The sequence below is a fragment of the Dysgonomonas reticulitermitis genome, from assembly GCF_054601275.1.
On sequence record NZ_BAAHWU010000055.1, the window covers coordinates 1 to 20,397 of the forward strand.

The following is a 20,397-nucleotide window of genomic DNA, read 5'->3' on the forward strand; positions in this document are numbered from 1 at the left end:
CGCTTTCAAAGATCGCCTCTACCTGTTCGGTAGTGTAATTCTTTAGTTGTTTTACCTTACGTCCCATTGTCTTTCTGTTTAATCAGTGAGACTACAAAGATATAACTTATTTGGGTAATTTAATAATGTAATTTATATAATAACTTACTAATCTTATTCGTACATAGGTGAATAATTAAAATCCATTGAAAAATCTTTGAAGAAGCTTGCTTGAAAGCTGTATTTAAATATGTTGTAGTAATAATAATTACAAGCTTTATTGTACACTATCTAAATCCTGCAACCCTCTTTTCCGCGGTTATGCTTATATGCGGCGGGAACATATACTATTACTATATATTCCCGCCACACCACATAACTATCCGCGGAAAAGACAGTTTCGGATAGCTATGCAAGCGTACATCCGGTTGGGGTACACTTGCCTGTAACGGATGGTCTTGCTAAACCATCTTCATCCGACCTTCCACGCCAACGATTTTTCCGCTCTTTTCATATCTCATCTCCTCATGGCACGGAACAGGTCAGTGAGGTTTCCCTTATTTACAGGCAAAGGTATTCCATATTCCCGGCATGACGTAAAATTCCTCCGGCCCGTCCGGGTTTTGAAAACAATCTTCCTCTTTCCCTTTCAGGGCGAGCGTATTCTTTCCAAAAAAATTGTCAAGCCGGCAATCTGACCTTTTGCCGCCTGTAAAACAATAGAAACCTCACTGGCTCCGCCCCGGCATAAAAAAAAAGTCGATGGATATGAAAAGGACAGAAAAAAATAAAGAAAACAATATTTCCTACTTTCCACTCAGCATTAAATGGGTGTTGGTGGTAGCGTTGGTAGGTGTCCTTGTGTGGGCTTTGGCTTCCGTTACAGTGTCTTTCGGGTGGGTGGTGGCTCTCCTTGTCTTTTATCTCCTATTCCGTCTGATATGGCGTATAATAAAGTTGATTATCAAACTAATATTCTCTATCCTTTTTCTACTTCTTCTGATTTCATTGATAGCATTATTCATCCTTTAAAATTAACAGATATGTATTACACAGAACCATATAGGAAAATAGAATTTACTGCCAAGTACCAACAGCAGGAAAAAGTATATCAACTATTCGTAACAGCACTAAAAGCCATTAAACCCATCATTGCCCAATATGACGGCAAAGTGGTAAATGTCAAGTTGGTAAAATCGGCAAAGGAAGTTATCAAAGATGTGTATATCAGCTTGTCGGGTAACATGCTAAATATTAGTGTAGATAGCCTGACAAGGATGTACAAAAGCGAGAATACTCCGGGTAATGGCAATATAGATAAGTCCAATTGTGACTTTACAATCTCAACAGATGATAACAAACGGTTGGATAGTGTCAAGACCATTGAAACCATTAACGAAGAAATAGACTATCTGATAAGCGAAATCACAGCCATTCTAAACGATATATCATTCAACTATGATAAGGAAGTCGAAGAATACAAGAAGCTAAAGCAAGCGATAAAAGACTATGAGCAAAGGTTTTCCAACAGGCTGAAAAGATACGTAAGAATAGATTAATCACCCATCAAAAACAAATTATCATGACAAAATTATATTCATTATTCGGTGGCACAACGACCGATACAGAAGCAAAAGTAGTAGAAGTAAACCAAATCGTTCAGATGGAAGGCTACAGTTATGACCGCTATGTAATCCACAGGATTACACACAATGATTACGGCTACCTCTACCATTTGATAAACCTCCGCACCCTTGATATGCAACAGTCAAGAATCATTAAGCCGTTAAGCCAAAAATTTGGTATCGGGATGTATTACGATGAAAACAATATCGAGTTTATGCCCGAAGCGGAAGTTGCAGACCTCTATGCCAAAGCAAAGGCTAAACAGGACGCAAAGAGGGACGCAGAAAAGAAAGAGGATGAACGCAGGGAAGCAGTAAAAGTGATTGGTCGCAAATGGTTACAGGAGAACCTGCCCGATGAAGCACAGGCACTAATTGTTGCCCGATTAAAGCAGGACGAAAGCGACAGCCAGACCGATTATTATGCAAGCCGTACACAATGTACCGTCATTTTAGGCTTTTCAAAGCATAAAAGGGACATCTTTTCCGAGATGCGTAAATACGCATCCAACTTTGAAGGTACAGCCCATTTAGCAGAGTACAACGAAGATTACGAACACAGGGAAAAGTATTCGATGGGTGCAGGGTACTATTTAGGGGAAAGCAAATACAGGGGATGGATAATTGAAAAATGCCCCATTTACACAAGGGAAAAAGCAATAGAAGATTTTGCCTATACCGCAGGGTGTCCCGATGGCATTTATCTAAAAACAAACAAGGAGAAAAACAAAATAGCGGAACAACCGAACCTGCTGATTGAATCCGACAACCTCTCTTTCGAGGTCGTCGATTATTCGGAGAAAGCAATCGCCCTGTTCGGGGATACCAAACCAATTAAAGACCTGTTATCCGCTATGGGAGGGAAATTCAATCCGAGACTGACCCATGACGGAGGAAAACAGGCAGGGTGGATATTCCAAAAGAGCAAGCGTGAAGAACTGGATACAATACTAAACCTAAAACAGGAATAACCATGTGGAGAATCATAGATGATAAAGGGACGCTTTATTCGGGTTCGGAACTCGAAATGCGGATTCTGTCCCGCCAGATGGCGGGATTGAAGGGAAATGGTATGGAGACTTACTCTTAATACAAGCTGTATTTAAGGGATTGTTCCGAATGTTATCCTGCTACCGTCCGGCAGTCCAAAAAGGCAACGGATAAGTAGCGAAACTTTCGCTTAACCCCACTTTATTCTTCATTTTTGCATACTGGAAGAATAGAGTAAAACAACGCCTAACTAACTTATTTATCAGGCACTTACTTTGTTCGTCCGTATTCTTCTATTATCTGCGAAGTTTTTACTACTTTTGCAACTCATTAGTAAAAAAGCAATGAGCGAACTAAATAAAGAAATTCATAAAAGGCGCACTTTCGCCATTATCAGTCACCCTGATGCAGGGAAAACAACCCTAACTGAAAAATTGTTATTATTTGGTGGGGCTATTCACGTAGCCGGTGCCGTAAAATCGAATAAGATAAAAAAAACAGCAACATCCGACTGGATGGAGATAGAGAAACAACGCGGGATCTCTGTCGCCACTTCGGTTATGGGTTTTGAATACAATAATTACAAAATAAACATACTCGATACTCCCGGCCACCAAGACTTTGCCGAAGACACATACCGTACTTTGACCGCCGTAGACAGTGTGATCATAGCGGTGGACTCAGCTAAAGGGGTTGAAACTCAGACCCGGAAACTAATGGAAGTTTGCCGTATGCGTCATACCCCGGTTATGATATTTGTCAATAAAATGGATCGTGAGGGAAAAGACCCTTTTGAACTGCTGGATGAACTGGAAGACGAGCTAAAAATAAATGTACGCCCTTTGAGCTGGCCTATCGACAGCGGACAGCGATTTAAAGGTGTATACAATATTTATCAGGAAAAACTGGACCTATATACACCGAGTAAACAATCAGTTACAGAATCGATAAACTTTAAGGATATAAACAATCCTGAGCTGGAAAAGCATATTGGCAACGATCTGGCTGTTAAATTAAGAGATGACATCGAGCTTATAAATGGAGTGTATCCGGAATTAGACGTAAACATGTACTTAAAAGGACAGATTGCTCCCGTATTTTTCGGTTCGGCATTGAATAATTTCGGAGTAAAAGAACTACTCGACTGCTTCGTGCAAATAGCGCCGTCTCCCCGTCCGGTAGAAGCCGTTGAACGGGAAGTAAAGCCCGAAGAACCTCCTTTTACCGGATTTATATTCAAGATACATGCAAATATGGACCCTAATCACAGGTCTTGCATTGCTTTCGTAAAGATATGTTCAGGTAAATTTGAACGTAATGTAAACTATAAACACATACGCCTGAACAGAATGTTGAAGTTTTCTTCTCCTACTGCTTTCATGGCGCAGAAGAAAGAAACCGTAGACGAAGCCTACGCCGGAGATATAATTGGTTTACCCGATACCGGAAACTTTAAAATCGGGGATACCCTTACATCAGGAGAAGACCTGCACTTCAAAGGGCTTCCGAGCTTCTCGCCGGAAATGTTTAAATACATAGAGAATGCAGATCCAATGAAAACCAAGCAATTGCAAAAAGGTATAGATCAACTAATGGACGAAGGTGTGGCTCAGCTATTTACAAATCAATTCAACGGGCGGAAGATTATCGGAACAGTCGGGCAACTCCAGTTCGAGGTTATCCAATATCGCCTGTTGCATGAGTATGGCGCTCAATGCAAATGGGAACCCATCAATTTGTACAAAGCATGTTGGATAGAAAGCGACAACAAACAACAGCTTGAAGATTTCAAAAAACGCAAAGCCCAATACATAGCTCAGGACAAGGATGGCAGAGATGTATTTATGGCTGACTCCGGCTATGTACTCATGATGGCTCAACAGGATTTCAAGGATATTAAATTCCACTTTACATCTGAATTTTAATGGCTAAAATTGTAATAAATCCTAAATATCAACAATTAGAAGCGTTCATCAGAGAACTACCGCTCATATTCAATGAGTCGGGAGAAATTACTTATTCTGCCCGTAATACGATCAAAACTTTTGACGCAGAAGAGTATAAAATTAATGTAAAGTCTTTCAAAAAACCTATTTTCATCAATCAAATAGCATACGTGACCTTTCGTAAATCAAAAGCCAAACGTTCGTATGATAATGCTCTAAAACTAGTAGAAAAAGGTTTCGCCACCCCCGATCCAATTGCATACATAGAACAGAAAGAATTTGGATTATTAACAAATAGCTTTTATTTGTCAATACACGGGGAATTTGACGGCATACTGCGTGAACTTCGCACGGGAACTATTGAATCGCACAAAGAACTACTCCGGCAGTTCGCCCTGTATATAGCAGACCTGCACGAAAAGCAAATATTACATTTAGACTTTTCTCCCGGAAACATTCTGTATAAACAGAACGATCGCATATATACATTTTATTTGGTAGACCTCAACCGCATGAATTTCGACAAACCAATAGATATAGACGCAGCTTGCGCCAGTTTCGGGCGTTTGTGGGGAAGTGACGATATGATGCGCTATATGGTAAAAATATATGCGGAAACTCGCAATCTGGACGAGGCAATATGTATAGAAAAGGTTTTTAAATATAGGCAAGAGTTTTGGAAAGCTTTCACTAAAAGGTATCCGGATGCTATGCCTTATATTTCTTAGTCTTCTTTGAATATTCGATAAGGAGAATCCTCCCACTGCAAACACCGCCCTTGTTTCGAGAAGTCTGACTTCCTTATATTCTCTTGCATTTCTTTTCTAAAAGGAATGTTATCCGGTAAAAAGATCAGAAGTCCAGAGTGAAACTCTGTTTTTTCCACTTCTTTATCATAGGGAAAAATCCGGATTATCTTCCGGTTGTCATCCATTTCCACAATGTAATCTTTCACATAAATATCAGGATAAATAAAGGTATAATGAGAATAGTAACGCTTCATATTATTTTGTTATGCGTTTTCTCATCAAAGCCGGATCGATTTTCTTTAATGTATCAGCCTTTATTGGCTCATTTTCCCTACTATGTACCATCTCTACCTTAGCAGGTTGATCCGTTGGATGATCCATTTTCTTTAAAGGAAGGGCTGGATTATTCTTTACAGCGGTGGAATCGGAGTAACGAATATTATACAGCATCACTTGGCCGGATACTCCTATCTTTTTATCAACGTGGATATACCCGGAAATGCTCTTCAACAAGCTGTCCGGCAACTGCGGTTTTGCAATGGTATAACCCACATTTTTATTTATATCATAAGAGTTTCTTACCAATGTATCCTTATATGTAAAATACACAGTAGCATCGGCTTGCTGCAATGGCTTTAAGCCTTGAACATCAAATGACAATACGAAAGATGATAGATTTATGGTTTTAATTTTAACCGAATCTATATCGAACCTAAGCGTAGGTGTAAACTCAGTTAAATAGAAAAACGGAGGTATTAAATAATTCTGTCGAGACAATTTCATATCCATCTTAGACTTCTGTTCCATCAGTAAGTTGCTTTTAGCCCTTAACCGTGATGTAACCGAGTCATTGATTATTCTATACTGATCGATATTGTCGGCATACCAAACCAGAGAAGTATCCAGCTGAGCCTGTGTAATATCATATTTTTCCAGAACTCCGGACACGAGAGCATCTTTTAGCGAATCGGCATAAAATTGAGAATTATTACTATATATCGCCTGTACTAATCGTATATCATAAAGTATGTCCATCATTTCATTTTCCGGTATCACATACCTCGGCCTTTTACCACATGAGCAAAAAGCAATGATAGTAGATAATACTATTATTATATAAATGACAGGACGCCGCATAATCAGGCTTTGTTCTTTTCTTTCTTTTCCAAAGATAGGGCTAATGTCTTACGATAGAAAATAAGGAGTATAAAAATACCTACGGTGATAGCAGAATCTGCAATATTAAATATAGGGCTGAAGAAAATGAAGTGTTCCCCACCCCATTTTGGAATCCATGAAGGAAATGTACCCTCAATCAAGGGGAAATAAAGCATATCTACCACATTACCGTGTAACCAGCTAGAATATCCTTCTCCAAGAGAAACGAGGGAAGCTACATGTCCGGGATAGCTTGCCGAAAATATTTCACCATAGAACACACTATCGAAAATATTTCCAAATGCCCCTGCCATAATAAGCGAGACACAAATAATATAACCTTTCTTATATCCGTCTTTTACAAGGCCATACAAATAGTACCCGATAAAACCGATTGCAACAATACGGAATAGTGAAAGGAATAATTTACCTCCAAACTCCCACCCGAAAGCCATACCCGGGTTTTCGACAAAATATATTTTAAACCAATTCGTTATTTCGATCGTTTCACCCAAAGACATATGCGTTTTAACCCATACTTTAGATGCCTGATCGATAATCAACACCAATGCTATAACTAATATCGCGATTAATCCTAACTTTTTTCTTTCCATATACTGCTTTTATAGCGAAAAGAAAACGAAGAAAAAACAGATGTGTCAATACGTCTATTTTCTCTTCATCTCCATCATCTTTCTGATAGTTTTATTTTACTCCGCTATTCTTAGCTTCTATACTCAAAGTAGCATGAGGAACAGCGCGCAGGCGTTCTTTAGGAATCAGTTTCCCTGTTTCGCGGCAAATACCATATGTTTTGTTTTCGATACGGATAAGCGCCGATTGTAAGTTTTGGATAAACTTCATCTGATTTTGAGCCAAGCGTCCCGCCTCTTCTTTCGATAGTGTAGACGCACCCTCTTCCAATACTTTGAATGTAGGAGAAGTATCTGTCACATCATTACCATCCGAGTTGGTTATAATAGCTCTCAAGTCGTCATATGTTTTTTTAGCCTTGTTCAATTTTTCAAGGATAATATCACGGAATTCGTTTAATTCCTCATCCGAATATCTTGTTTTTTCTGCCATAACTTCATTTTATTAAAAGTTAAACAATCCTGTTTTTATTCTTATTTCTAAAGATAATACTTTTTATCAGACTTTCTCTACCGACAAACGCAAAATATAGTCATCCATATCTACCTCCTGTCCATCGGTTACTTCCGATAATTCTATATTGTCTGCCAAAACCTGAGAAGCGATATATTCCTTATAATCTGAAATTGCATCCCTTACCTCATCTTGATCAGATATTTTTATACTTATTCTATCTGTTATCTCGAACCCACTGGATTTACGTATATTTTGTATACGGTTTACCAGTTCACGGGCTATACCTTCTTTCCTAAGATCGTCTGTTATAGTTATATCCAATGCGACAGTCAATTTACCGGCATTAGCAACCAACCATCCCGGTATGTCTTCTGAGATTATCTCTACATCGGCAAGTTCGATTGTTGCTGTTTGTCCTTCAATATCGAAAGAATAATTTCCTTCTTTCTCAAATTTGATAATCGCTTCCTGCTCCATAGCCTGAACCCGGGCAGCCAACTGTTTCATTATTTTGCCATAACGCGGTCCCAGCTTCTTAAAGTCAGGTTTCACCCTCTTAATTAATATGCCCGCAGCGTTGTCCACATACTGAAGTTCCTTAACATTAACCTCGTTCAGTATCAAATCGCGTACAGCCTCCACATCATCATGTTGCTGTTCGGTAAGAACAGGTATCATTATCTGCATCAACGGCTGACGTACTTTTATACTTTCCTTACGACGCAAAGCCAATACTGCTGACGATATATCTTGTGCTATCTGCATACGCTCCTCTAAACGCTTATCTACTACAGATAGTTCATAAGCAGGATAATCAGATAAATGCACCGAGGCTACTTTTTCACGATCTGTTACAGCGATCAGGTCGCAGAACAACTTATCCGCATAAAACGGAGAAATCGGAGCCATCAACTTAGCTACAGTTTCCAGACAAGTATACAGAGTCTGATAAGCAGATAATTTATCCTTAGTCATTTCCCCACCCCAAAAACGTTTTCTGTTGAGACGAACATACCAGTTACTCAAGTTATCATTTACAAAATCGGATATAGCACGTCCGGCTTTTGTTGGTTCGTATGTATTGTAGAACTCGTCTACATCTTTTACCAATGTATTGAGAAGGGATATAATCCAACGATCTATCTCCGGCCTTTCCGACACAGGGATTAAAGCTTCCGCAAATGCAAACTTATCGACATTCGCATATAACGAGAAGAATGAATACGTGTTGTACAGCGTGCCAAAGAACTTGCGGCGCACCTCTTCAACTCCTTCCAGATCGAATTTCAGGTTATCCCACGGCGAAGCATTGGTTATCATATACCAACGCAACGGATCGGAACCGTATTTTTCGATTGTCTCGAATGGATTTACCGCATTGCCCTTGCTCTTCGACATTTTATTACCATTCTTATCCAGGACAAGACCGTTCGATACCACATTTTTGAAAGACACGCTGTCTTTTATCATTGTAGATATGGCATGCAGTGTAAAGAACCATCCACGGGTCTGGTCTACCCCTTCGGCAATGAAATCGGCAGGGTATATTTTAGCGAACTCTTCTTCGCTTATATTGGGGTAAAATACCTGAGCAAAAGGCATTGCGCCCGAATCGAACCAAACATCTATAAGGTCTTTCTCACGCATCATAGCTTGTCCCGAATCGGATACAAGTATTATATCATCCACATACGGACGGTGAAGATCCAGCTTTTCATAATTTGCCTTATCCAGATTTTCTATCTCAAATCCCTTCCAAGGTATATCTTTCATCACTCCCGCGTCGACAGCTTTCTGCATTTCTGCGTACAACTCTTTTACAGAGCCGATACATTTTTCCTCTTTTCCGTCTTCTGTTCTCCATATTGGCAGCGGAGTACCCCAATAACGGCTACGGCTAAGATTCCAGTCTTGCAGATTTTCGAGCCATTTACCGAAACGTCCTGTCCCTGTCGACTCGGGCTTCCAGTTGATAGTCTTATTCAACTCTATCATCCGGTCGCGACTAGCCGTCGTGCGTATAAACCAGCTATCGAGTGGATAGTACAAGACAGGTTTATCGGTACGCCAGCAGTGGGGATAGTTGTGTACATGACGTTCTATTTTGAACACTCTGTTCTGCTGTTTCAGCATAACGCACAGGTCGATATCCAGAGAAGAAGTGGCCTCCCCAACCCCTCCTGAGGAGGGGCTAGCTCCCCCATTGGGGGAGTCTGAGGGGGCATAGTCATCCTTTACATAACGACCTGCATATTCCTTATATAAATCAGTATTAACACTGTTCTTTACAAATTCGGCATCCAGATCTTCCAGTTTGAAATACTTACCTGTAAGATCTACCATCGGACGTTGATTTTCATCCTTGTCCAACAACAACAATGCTGGTACATTATTCGTTTTAGCCACTTTGGCATCATCCGCGCCAAAGGTAGGAGCTATATGCACGATACCCGTACCGTCTTCGGTGGTTACAAAATCCCCGGCAAGAACTTTAAATGCTCCTTCACCCGGATTTACCCAGGGAATTAGTTGTTCATACTCCATCCCTGCCAAATCTTTCCCTTTCCACTCCCCGACTATCCTGTAAGGGATAAGTTTGTCTCCGGCTTTATAATCTTCAAGAGCTATATCCTTCGCCTTTTCGTTGAACATACTAAAGACAAGGGATTGCGCCATTACAACAGTTATTTTATCTCCCGTATATGGATTGTATGACTGTACAGCTACATATGTAATATCGGGACCAACAGCCAATGCTGTATTAGACGGCAGCGTCCAAGGAGTTGTTGTCCAGGCAAGGAAAAAAGCTTCTCCAAACTGAGACATTTCTGCCTTAGGTGATTTTATTTTAAACTGGGCAACACAGGTAGTATCTTTTACATCACGGTATGCACCCGGCATATTCAATTCGTGTGTGCTAAGTCCTGTACCCGCAGCCGGTGAATATGGTTGTATTGTATATCCTTTATAAAGGTAATCTTTCTTATATAGCTCTTTCAACAAATACCAAAGAGTTTCTATATAGCGGTTATCGTAAGTTATATACGGATCGTTCATATCTACCCAGTATCCCATGATACGAGTCAGGTTTTCCCACTCACCGGTATATTTCATTACCTCTTTGCGGCATGCATCGTTATATTCTTTTACCGATATTTTTTTGCCTATATCTTCTTTGGTTATGCCCAGGCTTTTTTCCACGGCAAGTTCTACCGGTAAGCCGTGTGTATCCCACCCTGCTTTACGGTTTACAAGAAAGCCTTTCATTGTTTTATACCGGCAGAAAATATCCTTCACGGCACGGGCCATCACATGGTGAATACCCGGCATACCGTTTGCAGACGGCGGTCCTTCATAAAACACGAAAGATGGAGCCCCCGCACGCATACGCATATCCAGACTCTGTTGAAATATATTTTGCTTATCCCATTTTTCCAATATCTCTTTATTGATATCGGACAAATTAAACCGATTATATTCTGAAAATTGCTTGCTCATAGTGTGCTAAAACGTACTTATAAAAAATTGTGGGCAAAGATAATGAAAAATCCTTAAGGTATATCTCTATTACATTTATAAGATATTAATAATTGAAAAAAGAATAGCACTGTCCTGATGGAACTATGGGGTGACGATAGTTTTTTCAACACGCGTAACCTGCACGTATTTATCGTAAAACTCCGAAAGATATTATAGTAGCAAATTGCGGTCTTATAATTTCAAAACCATTATCATATTTTCTTAACTTGTTATTCCATATTTTGCAAGCCTTTATTTCATACCATTTATTAACCTGAGTTCCGTTTAAGAAAATACAACAATGGCTTCTCCCCTTGTCAATTCAAAAATATCCCTTATCTTTGCAAACGCTACAACCAGAGGACAAAGGAGAGGTGCTCGAGTGGTTGAAGAGGCACGCCTGGAAAGCGTGTATACCCCTAAAGGGTATCGAGAGTTCGAATCTCTTCCTCTCCGCTGAAATAGAAGAAGTTACATGATAAATGTGGCTTCTTTTTTTATGCCTGTATCTCTCGATTTTATCTGCGAATTAACTACATTTTAGAGTGCTTGTGTTCTAAAATGTGTTACCCAAATGAACACTACTATTGATGTAATTTGTTATAAATACAAACCACTTAAAAACAAGGAATTACCTTTAAAATTACGATTGACTAAAGACCGAAAAAGACACTATTTAAACCTTGAAATTTCGATAAAAGAAGAAGATTGGGACTTTAAGAAAAATAAACCGAAACGGAATTACCCCAATAAAGAATATATCGAAAATATTATTTCGGAGAAAAAAGCCAAATATCAGAAACAAGTCTTTGAATTTCAATCTATAGGTAAAGACTATTCTTTAAATCAGCTTGTAAATGCAGTCGAAAAACCAACTAAAGATATTACAGTTGAAATATTTATTAATGACATTATAAATAACCTTGTATCTGAAAATAGAATCGGTAATGCTAATCTTTACAGGGCGTTATTATATTCATTACAAAAATTTGCAAAACTGTCGCAACTGATGTTTATTGATATTGATACTACTTTTATAAACAAATATGAAGCGCATTTAAAGTCTTTAGGCAATAAAGGCAATACGATAAGCATTAAAATGCGTACTCTAAAAGCTGTTTATAATAAGGCTATTAAAGACAATATTGTTAAACAGGAATATTATCCATTTGGCGATTATAGCGTTTCTAAATTGAAAGAAGATACCGTAAAACGTTCTATTACTAAAGATGAAATACTGAAAATCATTGACTTTGATGTAAAGACACTTAGTAAACGTCCTCAATCGCTGTTACAGTTTAGTAAAGACTTATTTCTATTTAGCTATTTCGGTTGTGGAATAAATATGATTGACATTGCTTTTCTAAAAATGGAGAATATAAAAGATAACAGGATTGTTTATATAAGGCATAAAACAAGTAAGCCGATTAGCTTTACATTGCAATCTCATACAACCGATATTATTAGTAAATATGAGGGGCTAAACAATGATTATCTATTTCCTATATTGGATAATTCCGTACATCTCACAGCCGAACAACAAATAAGGCGTATAAAGAAAGTTACTTATGTTATAAATAAGAATCTAAAGAAGATAGGTAAAGCAATAGGTTTATCAATTCCGTTAACGACCTATGTATCTCGCCATTCATTCGCAACTGTCCTTAAAAGAAGTGGTGTAAATATTGCAATTATTAGCGAGGCTTTAGGGCATTCAGACTTAAAGACTACTCAAATATACCTTGATAGCTTTGAAAACTCACAAATTGATGAAGCGATGAAGAATTTATTGTAAAAAAGAACCCCTCAAACCAAAAGGAATGAGGGGTATAACTATTAATTCAATTTAAAATGAAAGCTTATGCAGCTTTCCCCATAATGTCGAGTACTTGACCTATTGCGCTTATAAGTCTTTCCGCTTCTGTTAAATATTCTTCTGTCGGTTTCAGAGTGATAGTTGTAAATTTTACACTTGCCAACTCCTTTTCTGTAAAGATTTCGCCTTTCAACAAGTCGAGAGTGTCTTTATAGACGTGTTCAACTCCATTCTTTAAGACATTCTCTACAGTAGGATTACCTTGCATAGCGATAAATTGTGCTGCCTCAAATGCGTTTACATTCAAAGAAAGACACTCGCCTACAAACTTAATATTAACCAACAGCTTATTAAAAACACAATCTCTAAATTCAGTATAAAATTCTTCCCTTGTATAATCTTTACAAGTTAGAATTGTTTTACTAAGGGATTTTTCAAACACAGCTCTTTTAGCTTCAGCGGTTTTGATTACTTGGCTTCCGAACGATGTGCGGAATCTTTCTGTAACTCTATTAAAAGGAGCTTTTAGCTTAGGAGTTTTAGACTTATTTTCTAAATCTTTAACTTTAGCTTCTAACTCTTTTACCTTAGCTTCTGTCGCTGCATTATCAGCATTAACGGGTTTAACTGCACTTGAATCTGACGCAAGGGATTCATTACTGTTTGAAGTCTTTGTTACTTCTGCATCTAAACTTGAATTAGTTTTTTCAGTCATTCAAAAAAATTATAGTTATAAATATGCTTACATTAAACTTACTGAAACCCCGATTTCTCTAATAGTCGACTTTATCAAATCAATCACTAATCTCAAATAAGTGGTAAGTGTGGCAAAGATAAAAAAGTTCTTAATTCGGGATATATAAAACGAGATATAATTTTAACATTCAAGTATCTTTTTTCTTTTGACTTAGTTTAAATATCAAAATCTGACAGCTATAATAGTAATTTGTGATAAGTCTAATCACTATCATAGCTATTTTTTATAATTCTAACAGCTATGATAGCCATTATTCTATTACCTTTTAGCTAAGATAGCAAACCGATAAAGATTTTATTTCTGTAATAGTAATATTTCAAAAATTTCCAAAACGGGGCAAAATCGCCAAAGGGTCTATTAAAAGAAAAATTGTCCGATATTCCCCACTATAAATATTTTATGTTAATTTGCACTTTAATCTAAAATATTGACATGAAACCAATACCTATCCCACTTACAAAAGGACAATGGCTATCTAAAGCTTTAGAAATAGAATTGAAGAAAAGAGGCGTAAAAGAAAAAGAATGTAAAAATATTCCTCCTAATACTATACTAAAAAAAACATTACCGGGACTTGGTGCAACCTATGGCGAAATAAAAGCTAAAAGACATTCTATAATCATAGAGCCAAACGTTCCCGTCATTATAGGTAAAACAAAGGACAAACCCGAATTATTGGGTATATATGGAGAGGGTACAGAGGCAAAAAAGAATAAAATAGAGAAGTATCTCAAAGATGATAAGATTATTTATAAGAAAATACTAACTAACCCCGAAAGCTATCATTTAATAAAAGAGGTTGTACAAAACAGAAATGTAAAATTAAACTTTTATAAAGACTTCTTTTGTCTTTTCGATGAATGCGAGAAACTTATTCAAGATGTCGATTATAGAGAAAGCATTTCACAACCGATAACTGACTTTTTTAAATTTGAAAATAAAGCATTCGTATCTGCTACTACTTTAGATATGACGCATCCCGAATTTGAAAAACAAAACTTTCAGATATTAGAAGTAAAGCCCGATTATGATTACAAAAAAGATTTAGAACTTATTATTACTAATACCTACGAAGCGGATTTATTAAAAAAGATAGAGGAATTAAAAGATAGCGAATGTATCTGTATCTTTTTAAACAAAACTGATAGTATAGATAAGATTATAAAATTTTTACAAATAAAAGAAGAATCTCAAGTCTTTTGTTCAGATAAAAGCGTAAAAAAGCTAATTAAGAAAGGATATACAGATGTTTGGGATGAAATAAAGTTACCACTCAAAAAATACAATTTCTTTACCTGTCGCTTTTTCTCTGCGGTTGATATAGAGATAAAACAGAAACCCGATATTTTAATTCTCACAGTTTTAAAAGATGCTGAACATACAATGATAGACCCTTTTACTGAATCAATACAGATTTACGGACGATTTAGAAAAAAATATCATGGCGAGGAATTACCATTTAAAAGCCTTACACATTTAACTGATTTCAATCCTCATTTTAGAGTAAAGTCAAAAGAAGAAATAAAAGAAATGATAGATACTTTCAGAAGTGAATATCAACAAAAAAATGATAAAACAATAAATGCAAAGAGTGCTGCAAGTAAAGAAGCACATTTAGAAGATTTAAAGGCTTTGAAATATAATAAGTTTTTAGATGACAAAGGAAATTATAATTATTTCTCACAAGATAACTTTTATAACGAAGAACGTGTAAAAGGCTATTACTCAAACCCCGATTTATTAGAAAAGGCATACAGAGATACCCAGCATTTTAATCTTATAAAAGTAATTAAGAATAATGGTGCATTTTCATATAAATCTAATTGGTTTAGTAAAACAACTATTCCGACAAAAGAAATAAGAAAAGATATTATAGACAGATTAACAGAACTGGTTAAACAACAAGAAATTAATCCCGAATTTGATATAGAACTACACAAGGAAGTATTAAGACGGGTTGAAGTATCAGCAACCGAAACAGGCGATTTAATGGTGGATGCTTTTAATTATTTAGGTGTTGATTTAATAGAAAGAATAGGATATACAAGACCTACCAAATTGAAAGATACTATCAATAAAGCTAAAGCGATACAAAAAGAAAAAGATAATTTTCCTATAACACAGGCTGAAATAAAAGCACAGTATAATATCGGAGATACTCCAACTAAAAATGAAATGAAAGATTTTTTATCTGATATTTATAAACTCAATGGTATAGATATAAAAGTAATACAGGACACAATAAGAAAATATTGCGATATAACAGAGGATAATAATAAAAAACCTGCAATATTCAGAATTAAAGGCTTTAAATCAGAGTTCGGGGAAGAATCGTAACAGGGTCATATAAAGAAGATTTTTAGAAATATTCTCTGAATGTAATATACACGCACTAAAATAACCTTATCTATAAAAATACCCCTCCCCGTTAAATATAAAGTAACTTTATATATAAGAGGCGTCTTAGTAACCTTTAAGACGCCCACGCTGTACGAAAAGAAAAAGAATGCTTTAAAAAAACACGCAACGGCTCTGTAATAATCAATCGCAATTCCTATAAAAACCGAACTACTCAAAAAAGTATTCAGTTCCGAACTAATATAACAAGTTCTAATTGATTTTGTAACAGAAAGATTCTGTAAATAAATCAGAATCAAAGGAATATTTTTTCTTTTAGTAAATTCTCAATTCAAATATTTGTAACTGTTACGCTTCTTATTAACTTTGCCCTAATTCCAAATATCAAAGCGTTGGTAATTGGAAGGACTTATTTAATGAAAGCATAAAAGCATTACTCTTGATTTGAAAATCTCGACAATTTTTAAGCCATCAGAGAGTGATAGCAACACGCTTTCATGTCATTTGTGTATTTACCTGTAAAGGTTTATAGATAATGGCATGAGGCGGTTGTCTATTTACTTTGAATGGCAGGCAGTCGAGAGCCTTCAAATCAGGTATTTAGCAATCGTTCTCATGCTTTTTTTATTTATATAACCTGTCTTTTGAGGGAACGGAAAGACACAAATTTTATACAATTATGAAAAATTTTCTTGGTACTCTATTGAGTATTGTATTTGTTATTGGGTACTTATATTCCCAAAATAAAGATGATATAGATAAATGGATTAGTAATAAAAACGAGAAAGAAACAACTTATAAGGAAGAGCCTATGAAACTTCCAAATTTTCAACCCAAAGTTCCACAAGAAGTAATTGACTTAGCTATAAATAGAGTTAAAGCCAAAGTAAACTGTCAAAAAAAGTATGAGATTCTAAACTATACAACTTCTGTATCAGTCGATTTAAAGTATAATATATGGATAAAAGTAATTGAACCGTGTGATGAAATTGCAAAAGAACTATGGATTCAATATGAAGAATATGAGAATGGAGAGTATGCTTGTACTAAAGATGTATTTGTCAACAGAAATTAGGTTTAAAGATGAAACATCTTATTTTATTATTCCTATTCCTTATCTCCCTACTATCCTATTCCCAGACTACATATAAGAGGGGAGATACGGAATATTACACAGACCAATACTATAAAACAGGGCATCCAAAAGTAAAAAGAAGTCAAACCAATAAGAAAGAGTTTCTAAAAAGTAAAGGTCTTTATAAATTACCAGAGGGCTGCGAAATAGACCATATAATACCATTATCTAAAGGTGGTACAGATTCTCCTAGTAATATGCAGCTATTAACGAAAGCGGAACATAAGCAAAAAACTAAAGCAGAAAGAAGGAAAGATACACCTAAAAGAATGGTTTATACAGGCTCTAGGGGTGGTAAATACTACTACAATAATAAAGGAAAGAAAGTATATTTAAAGAAGAATGAAAACATAAAAACTACATGAAATTAGATATTTACCTATTAATATTACTACTACTCTGTTTTTCCTGTAAAGAAAATATCCAGAAAGATATTGATACAGAAATAAATAAATCTTTTGATTCACTTCAAAATAAATTAGATTCTGTTTTTGACAAAGGAATGTTTCTTAAAAATACTACAAGACAATCATTTTTATATGAAAATATTAATAATCTACTGAATAAATATATAAATGAAAGATTTTATCAGAAAATTGATACAAAGTCATTTAGAAATGAAAAACTATTAGAATATACAAAAGACACATTCAGAATACAGGAAACTGTAAGATTTTGTCAAGAAAGAGATTATTCAACATTGAGAATGAGTTTATGTAATATTTACAGAGAAGAAGCCGAAATGAAGTTAGTAAATAAATATTACGAGAAACTATTACTTACAATAGATTCAGACGAAAAGAAGTTATTAATTGAGAGCCAAAACAAATGGATAGAAAGTTATCAATCAGATAAGGAATTTTCAGATTTATTATTGTCTAAAGAAGAAGGTACAATGTATTCAATATTACAGTTTACAAAGCCAGAATATAGAATACAGTTTTTATTTGATTGTTTATTGTATTGAAATATACGGCAAGTGTGAAATATCGCTTGCTGTTTTATATTAGGAGATAATTAAAATTAGTATTAACTAGTCATGGTTTATCACAGATGTTTGAACTAGCACTTGAACCAAAAGAAAAAAGCAATCACAAATTAATGTAACTGCTTGATATTTAGATGATATATTTTCTTTTATTCTTGCGTGACAGGCAGGTATTCTAACCAGCTGAACTACCACACCGTTTTGAGGTTGCATTTTCTCTCAAATGCGATGCAAAGATAGGATAAGGATTTCAATCCTGCAATAGCTTTGAGAAGATTTTTTTAAGGCATTTTGCAAATGGTTGTTTATCAGAGTGGTAAAAATTGAGTTTTTAGAGAATCTTTTATAGAAAAGGAGTTTGGGTAACTTGCCTTAGTTAGAAAAATTAAAAGTTTATCATTTCAATATTAAAATTACAAGAAAATGAATTGATTTTTCAGTAAAATGTTTGAACCATAAAAATGGTTTGAATAGAGGATTTTCATAAACTCAGGTAAACCGAGAGGTAAACCAGATAGTAAACTTAAATCACAATGAGTACTACTATCAACATTGTTTGTTACAAGTCTAAAACATTATCAAATGGAGAGCATCCCCTAATGATTAGGATATGTAAGGATGGGAAAAAGAAATTTAAGAGCTTAGGAATTTCAATAAAAGCAGATTATTGGGATTTTAGTAAGAACAGACCTAAACCAAATTGTCCTAATAAAGAACTGATAAACAAAATTATTCTTGATAAAGAACTTGAATATCAGAAACAAATACTTGAATTACAATCAGAAGATAAAGAATTTACTGCGTCCACTCTCATAAAACCTAAAGTTAAACAGAAGTTAAAGACTGTACATGAGTTCTATAATGACTTAGTACAGGAAATGGAATTAGCAGGTCAAATAGGTAATTCAAGAGTGTATAAAGATTCTTTAAGGTCTTTAGAGGTGTATTACAAGAATAAGTTAGATATTCCATTCTCTGATATTGATATGGAGTTCTTATTAGGCTATGAAAAATATCTTAGGTTAAAAGATTGTAAAGAAAACTCTATGAACTTATATTTTAGGACATTGAGAAGTACATATAATAAGGCTGTCGAAAGGAAATATGCTAAAAGAGATACATACCCTTTCGATGACTTTAAAGTGTCTAAATTCAGTATTAAAACGGAGAAAAGGGCTATTACTAAAGATAATGTAAAATTGATAATGAATTATGACTTATCTAAAGAAAAGGAATATATACAACTTAGCAGGGATTTATTTGTATTCAGCTACTTATGCAGTGGAATTAGTTTCTCTGATATGGCTAATTTAAAGCAAAGTAATATAGTTAATGACAGGCTTATGTATATTAGGCAGAAGACTCACAGGAAAATCAATGTACCTATATGTGAAGAAGCTAAAGGGATTATGAAGAAATATATTGATGCTAGTAATGAATATATCTTTCCCATACTCAATCATATCATACATAAAACTAAGATGCAACAATATAACAGAAAGAAGAAAGTCATATTGAAAGTGAATAGATATCTAAAGAAAATATCACAAATGACAGGAATAGAAGTCAATCTTACAACCTATTGCGGAAGATATATGAATTTTTATTCTCGGCTGAAAACAAACAAGTTACAAGAACTTGTTTGTTTTCAGCCGAGAATAAAAATTTATGTGTCTTGATGCCAGGTCACCTCCCTGTTTATACCTGCCGCAAAGGCGATTTCCTTTATCCCAGTTTCAAGGGTCGTATAGCTGGGAACCGGGAGCAGCTTATCGCCTTCAGTCAGGCCTTCGTATTTCTTAATGATTTTTTGCGGAATATCCATCAAAAGTATATTGGAGGAAACGGAAGTCTTTTGCCGGCGGGTGATGATCCACGGATTGCCGTCAACAGGGTTTCACCGCGCAGGTCTATACCGAGGAAGGAGTTCTTTACTTTTTCGGCGGTAACATACGAATCCCGCTCCAATACCTTTTTGTAATGTTTGTCTATCCCTGCCTTGATTTCATCGAGCAGGCTGTTGATTTGCCTGGCATAATCGCTGCATCCCGCTGCACGGTTGTACTTCGTTTCCCACAGGCCGGGGCGGATGGAGGCTTTGCAGCTGAACTGCGCAATCATCCCGTCGATGGTAATCCGCGCCATGATGGGGGCTTCGCCATCCCTGTTCAGGTTGTTCTTCTTCAAATAGAATAATACTTTAAATGTACTTCGCATACAATAACTCAATTAAAGTTTCAAAATTATTTACCATTGAGTTATCTGCC

The 20,397-nt window shown here is 35.9% G+C and carries 19 protein-coding genes, 1 tRNA gene and 1 pseudogene; 13 read left to right on the top strand and 8 right to left on the bottom strand.

Annotation, left to right across the window (positions count from 1 at the left end; all coding sequences use genetic code 11):
* Positions 1-747 precede the first annotated feature (747 nt).
* The 5 genes from ACYPZI_RS13640 to ACYPZI_RS13660 all read left to right on the top strand — a co-directional run bounded on the left by ACYPZI_RS13640 (position 748) and on the right by ACYPZI_RS13660 (position 5,268).
* Entirely contained in the window at positions 748-1,011 is a 264-nt protein-coding gene (locus ACYPZI_RS13640; protein WP_459602521.1) for a hypothetical protein, read from the top strand.
* A gap of 11 nt (positions 1,012-1,022) precedes the next feature.
* Positions 1,023-1,538: a hypothetical protein gene (locus ACYPZI_RS13645; protein ID WP_459602523.1), complete on the top strand. Its 516-nt coding sequence runs from the start codon at positions 1,023-1,025 to the stop codon at positions 1,536-1,538.
* Between the two features lie 23 nt (positions 1,539-1,561).
* The gene (locus tag ACYPZI_RS13650; protein ID WP_459602525.1) at positions 1,562-2,575 is read left to right on the top strand and encodes a fusion protein; all 1,014 of its coding nucleotides are present in this window, start codon (positions 1,562-1,564) and stop codon (positions 2,573-2,575) included.
* Between the two features lie 363 nt (positions 2,576-2,938).
* A complete protein-coding gene (locus ACYPZI_RS13655; protein ID WP_459602527.1) occupies positions 2,939-4,519 on the top strand; it encodes a peptide chain release factor 3 in 1,581 nt (526 codons plus the stop codon).
* Positions 4,519-5,268 (top strand): lipopolysaccharide kinase InaA family protein, encoded by a 750-nt coding sequence (locus ACYPZI_RS13660; RefSeq protein ID WP_459602529.1) that lies wholly within the window; start codon positions 4,519-4,521, stop codon positions 5,266-5,268. The genes ACYPZI_RS13655 and ACYPZI_RS13660 overlap by 1 nt, the downstream gene beginning before the upstream one ends.
* Here the strand turns inward: ACYPZI_RS13660 and ACYPZI_RS13665 are convergent.
* The 5 genes from ACYPZI_RS13665 to ileS form a co-directional block, all read right to left on the bottom strand.
* Positions 5,265-5,543 (bottom strand): hypothetical protein, encoded by a 279-nt coding sequence (locus ACYPZI_RS13665; protein ID WP_459602531.1) that lies wholly within the window; start codon positions 5,541-5,543, stop codon positions 5,265-5,267. The two genes, ACYPZI_RS13660 and ACYPZI_RS13665, sit on opposite strands and share 4 nt — an antisense overlap.
* A 1-nt stretch (position 5,544) precedes the next feature.
* Positions 5,545-6,345 (bottom strand): DUF4296 domain-containing protein, encoded by an 801-nt coding sequence (locus ACYPZI_RS13670; protein ID WP_459602533.1) that lies wholly within the window; start codon positions 6,343-6,345, stop codon positions 5,545-5,547.
* Positions 6,346-6,428: 83 nt separating this feature from the next.
* A complete protein-coding gene (locus tag ACYPZI_RS13675) occupies positions 6,429-7,061 on the bottom strand; it encodes a lipoprotein signal peptidase (protein WP_459602535.1) in 633 nt (210 codons plus the stop codon).
* 91 nt (positions 7,062-7,152) lie between these two features.
* Positions 7,153-7,533: a TraR/DksA family transcriptional regulator gene (locus tag ACYPZI_RS13680; RefSeq protein WP_459602537.1), complete on the bottom strand. Its 381-nt coding sequence runs from the start codon at positions 7,531-7,533 to the stop codon at positions 7,153-7,155.
* A 66-nt stretch (positions 7,534-7,599) separates the two neighbouring features.
* Complete coding sequence (gene ileS, locus ACYPZI_RS13685) at positions 7,600-11,055, bottom strand: isoleucine--tRNA ligase (protein ID WP_459602539.1); 3,456 nt, start codon at positions 11,053-11,055, stop codon at positions 7,600-7,602.
* A gap of 111 nt (positions 11,056-11,166) precedes the next feature.
* Here ileS and ACYPZI_RS13690 point away from each other — a divergent pair.
* From ACYPZI_RS13690 to ACYPZI_RS13700, 3 genes and pseudogenes are all read left to right on the top strand, one after another.
* Positions 11,167-11,253 (top strand): annotated as a pseudogene (locus ACYPZI_RS13690) (DNA-binding response regulator); the annotation flags it as partial.
* Between the two features lie 191 nt (positions 11,254-11,444).
* Positions 11,445-11,532, top strand: a tRNA-Ser gene (locus ACYPZI_RS13695).
* Positions 11,533-11,650: 118 nt separating this feature from the next.
* Positions 11,651-12,871: a phage integrase SAM-like domain-containing protein gene (locus tag ACYPZI_RS13700; protein WP_459602541.1), complete on the top strand. Its 1,221-nt coding sequence runs from the start codon at positions 11,651-11,653 to the stop codon at positions 12,869-12,871.
* A 64-nt stretch (positions 12,872-12,935) separates the two neighbouring features.
* Here the strand turns inward: ACYPZI_RS13700 and ACYPZI_RS13705 are convergent, their stop codons facing one another.
* The gene (locus tag ACYPZI_RS13705; RefSeq protein WP_459602543.1) at positions 12,936-13,607 is read right to left on the bottom strand and encodes a hypothetical protein; all 672 of its coding nucleotides are present in this window, start codon (positions 13,605-13,607) and stop codon (positions 12,936-12,938) included.
* 474 nt (positions 13,608-14,081) lie between these two features.
* Here ACYPZI_RS13705 and ACYPZI_RS13710 point away from each other — a divergent pair, with 474 nt between their 5' ends.
* The 5 genes from ACYPZI_RS13710 (at position 14,082) to ACYPZI_RS13730 (ending at position 19,809) form a co-directional block, all read left to right on the top strand.
* Positions 14,082-15,986, top strand: coding sequence for a hypothetical protein (locus tag ACYPZI_RS13710; RefSeq protein WP_459602545.1), 1,905 nt, complete (start codon positions 14,082-14,084; stop codon positions 15,984-15,986).
* A 700-nt stretch (positions 15,987-16,686) separates the two neighbouring features.
* Positions 16,687-17,082, top strand: a complete 396-nt coding sequence (locus ACYPZI_RS13715; RefSeq protein ID WP_459602547.1) for a hypothetical protein — start codon at positions 16,687-16,689, stop codon at positions 17,080-17,082.
* Between the two features lie 8 nt (positions 17,083-17,090).
* Positions 17,091-17,507, top strand: coding sequence for an HNH endonuclease signature motif containing protein (locus ACYPZI_RS13720; protein ID WP_459602549.1), 417 nt, complete (start codon positions 17,091-17,093; stop codon positions 17,505-17,507).
* Positions 17,504-18,109, top strand: coding sequence for a hypothetical protein (locus ACYPZI_RS13725; protein ID WP_459602551.1), 606 nt, complete (start codon positions 17,504-17,506; stop codon positions 18,107-18,109). The genes ACYPZI_RS13720 and ACYPZI_RS13725 overlap by 4 nt, the downstream gene beginning before the upstream one ends.
* A 554-nt stretch (positions 18,110-18,663) precedes the next feature.
* Positions 18,664-19,809, top strand: coding sequence for a phage integrase SAM-like domain-containing protein (locus ACYPZI_RS13730; RefSeq protein WP_459602553.1), 1,146 nt, complete (start codon positions 18,664-18,666; stop codon positions 19,807-19,809).
* Here ACYPZI_RS13730 and ACYPZI_RS13735 read toward each other — a convergent pair.
* Both ACYPZI_RS13735 and ACYPZI_RS13740 read right to left on the bottom strand, forming a co-directional pair.
* Positions 19,797-19,955 (bottom strand): site-specific integrase, encoded by a 159-nt coding sequence (locus tag ACYPZI_RS13735; RefSeq protein ID WP_459602555.1) that lies wholly within the window; start codon positions 19,953-19,955, stop codon positions 19,797-19,799. The two genes, ACYPZI_RS13730 and ACYPZI_RS13735, sit on opposite strands and share 13 nt — an antisense overlap.
* A complete protein-coding gene (locus ACYPZI_RS13740) occupies positions 19,955-20,347 on the bottom strand; it encodes an Arm DNA-binding domain-containing protein (protein WP_459602557.1) in 393 nt (130 codons plus the stop codon). Before ACYPZI_RS13740 ends, ACYPZI_RS13735 begins: the two co-directional genes overlap by 1 nt.
* Positions 20,348-20,397 lie beyond the last annotated feature (50 nt).

Bases quoted from the DNA above. Each gene is read 5' to 3' on its own strand.
- ACYPZI_RS13640 (WP_459602521.1), top strand. From the start codon at position 748: ATGAAAAGGACAGAAAAAAATAAAGAAAACAATATTTCCTACTTTCCA.
- ACYPZI_RS13740 (WP_459602557.1), bottom strand. From the start codon at position 20,347: ATGCGAAGTACATTTAAAGTATTATTCTATTTGAAGAAGAACAACCTG.
- ileS (WP_459602539.1), bottom strand. From the start codon at position 11,055: ATGAGCAAGCAATTTTCAGAATATAATCGGTTTAATTTGTCCGATATC.
- ACYPZI_RS13650 (WP_459602525.1), top strand. From the start codon at position 1,562: ATGACAAAATTATATTCATTATTCGGTGGCACAACGACCGATACAGAA.
- ACYPZI_RS13705 (WP_459602543.1), bottom strand. From the start codon at position 13,607: ATGACTGAAAAAACTAATTCAAGTTTAGATGCAGAAGTAACAAAGACT.
- ACYPZI_RS13735 (WP_459602555.1), bottom strand. From the start codon at position 19,955: ATGGATATTCCGCAAAAAATCATTAAGAAATACGAAGGCCTGACTGAA.
- ACYPZI_RS13715 (WP_459602547.1), top strand. From the start codon at position 16,687: ATGAAAAATTTTCTTGGTACTCTATTGAGTATTGTATTTGTTATTGGG.
- ACYPZI_RS13720 (WP_459602549.1), top strand. From the start codon at position 17,091: ATGAAACATCTTATTTTATTATTCCTATTCCTTATCTCCCTACTATCC.
- ACYPZI_RS13730 (WP_459602553.1), top strand. From the start codon at position 18,664: ATGAGTACTACTATCAACATTGTTTGTTACAAGTCTAAAACATTATCA.
- ACYPZI_RS13655 (WP_459602527.1), top strand. From the start codon at position 2,939: ATGAGCGAACTAAATAAAGAAATTCATAAAAGGCGCACTTTCGCCATT.
- ACYPZI_RS13675 (WP_459602535.1), bottom strand. From the start codon at position 7,061: ATGGAAAGAAAAAAGTTAGGATTAATCGCGATATTAGTTATAGCATTG.
- ACYPZI_RS13710 (WP_459602545.1), top strand. From the start codon at position 14,082: ATGAAACCAATACCTATCCCACTTACAAAAGGACAATGGCTATCTAAA.
- ACYPZI_RS13645 (WP_459602523.1), top strand. From the start codon at position 1,023: ATGTATTACACAGAACCATATAGGAAAATAGAATTTACTGCCAAGTAC.
- ACYPZI_RS13725 (WP_459602551.1), top strand. From the start codon at position 17,504: ATGAAATTAGATATTTACCTATTAATATTACTACTACTCTGTTTTTCC.
- ACYPZI_RS13665 (WP_459602531.1), bottom strand. From the start codon at position 5,543: ATGAAGCGTTACTATTCTCATTATACCTTTATTTATCCTGATATTTAT.
- ACYPZI_RS13700 (WP_459602541.1), top strand. From the start codon at position 11,651: ATGAACACTACTATTGATGTAATTTGTTATAAATACAAACCACTTAAA.
- ACYPZI_RS13680 (WP_459602537.1), bottom strand. From the start codon at position 7,533: ATGGCAGAAAAAACAAGATATTCGGATGAGGAATTAAACGAATTCCGT.
- ACYPZI_RS13660 (WP_459602529.1), top strand. From the start codon at position 4,519: ATGGCTAAAATTGTAATAAATCCTAAATATCAACAATTAGAAGCGTTC.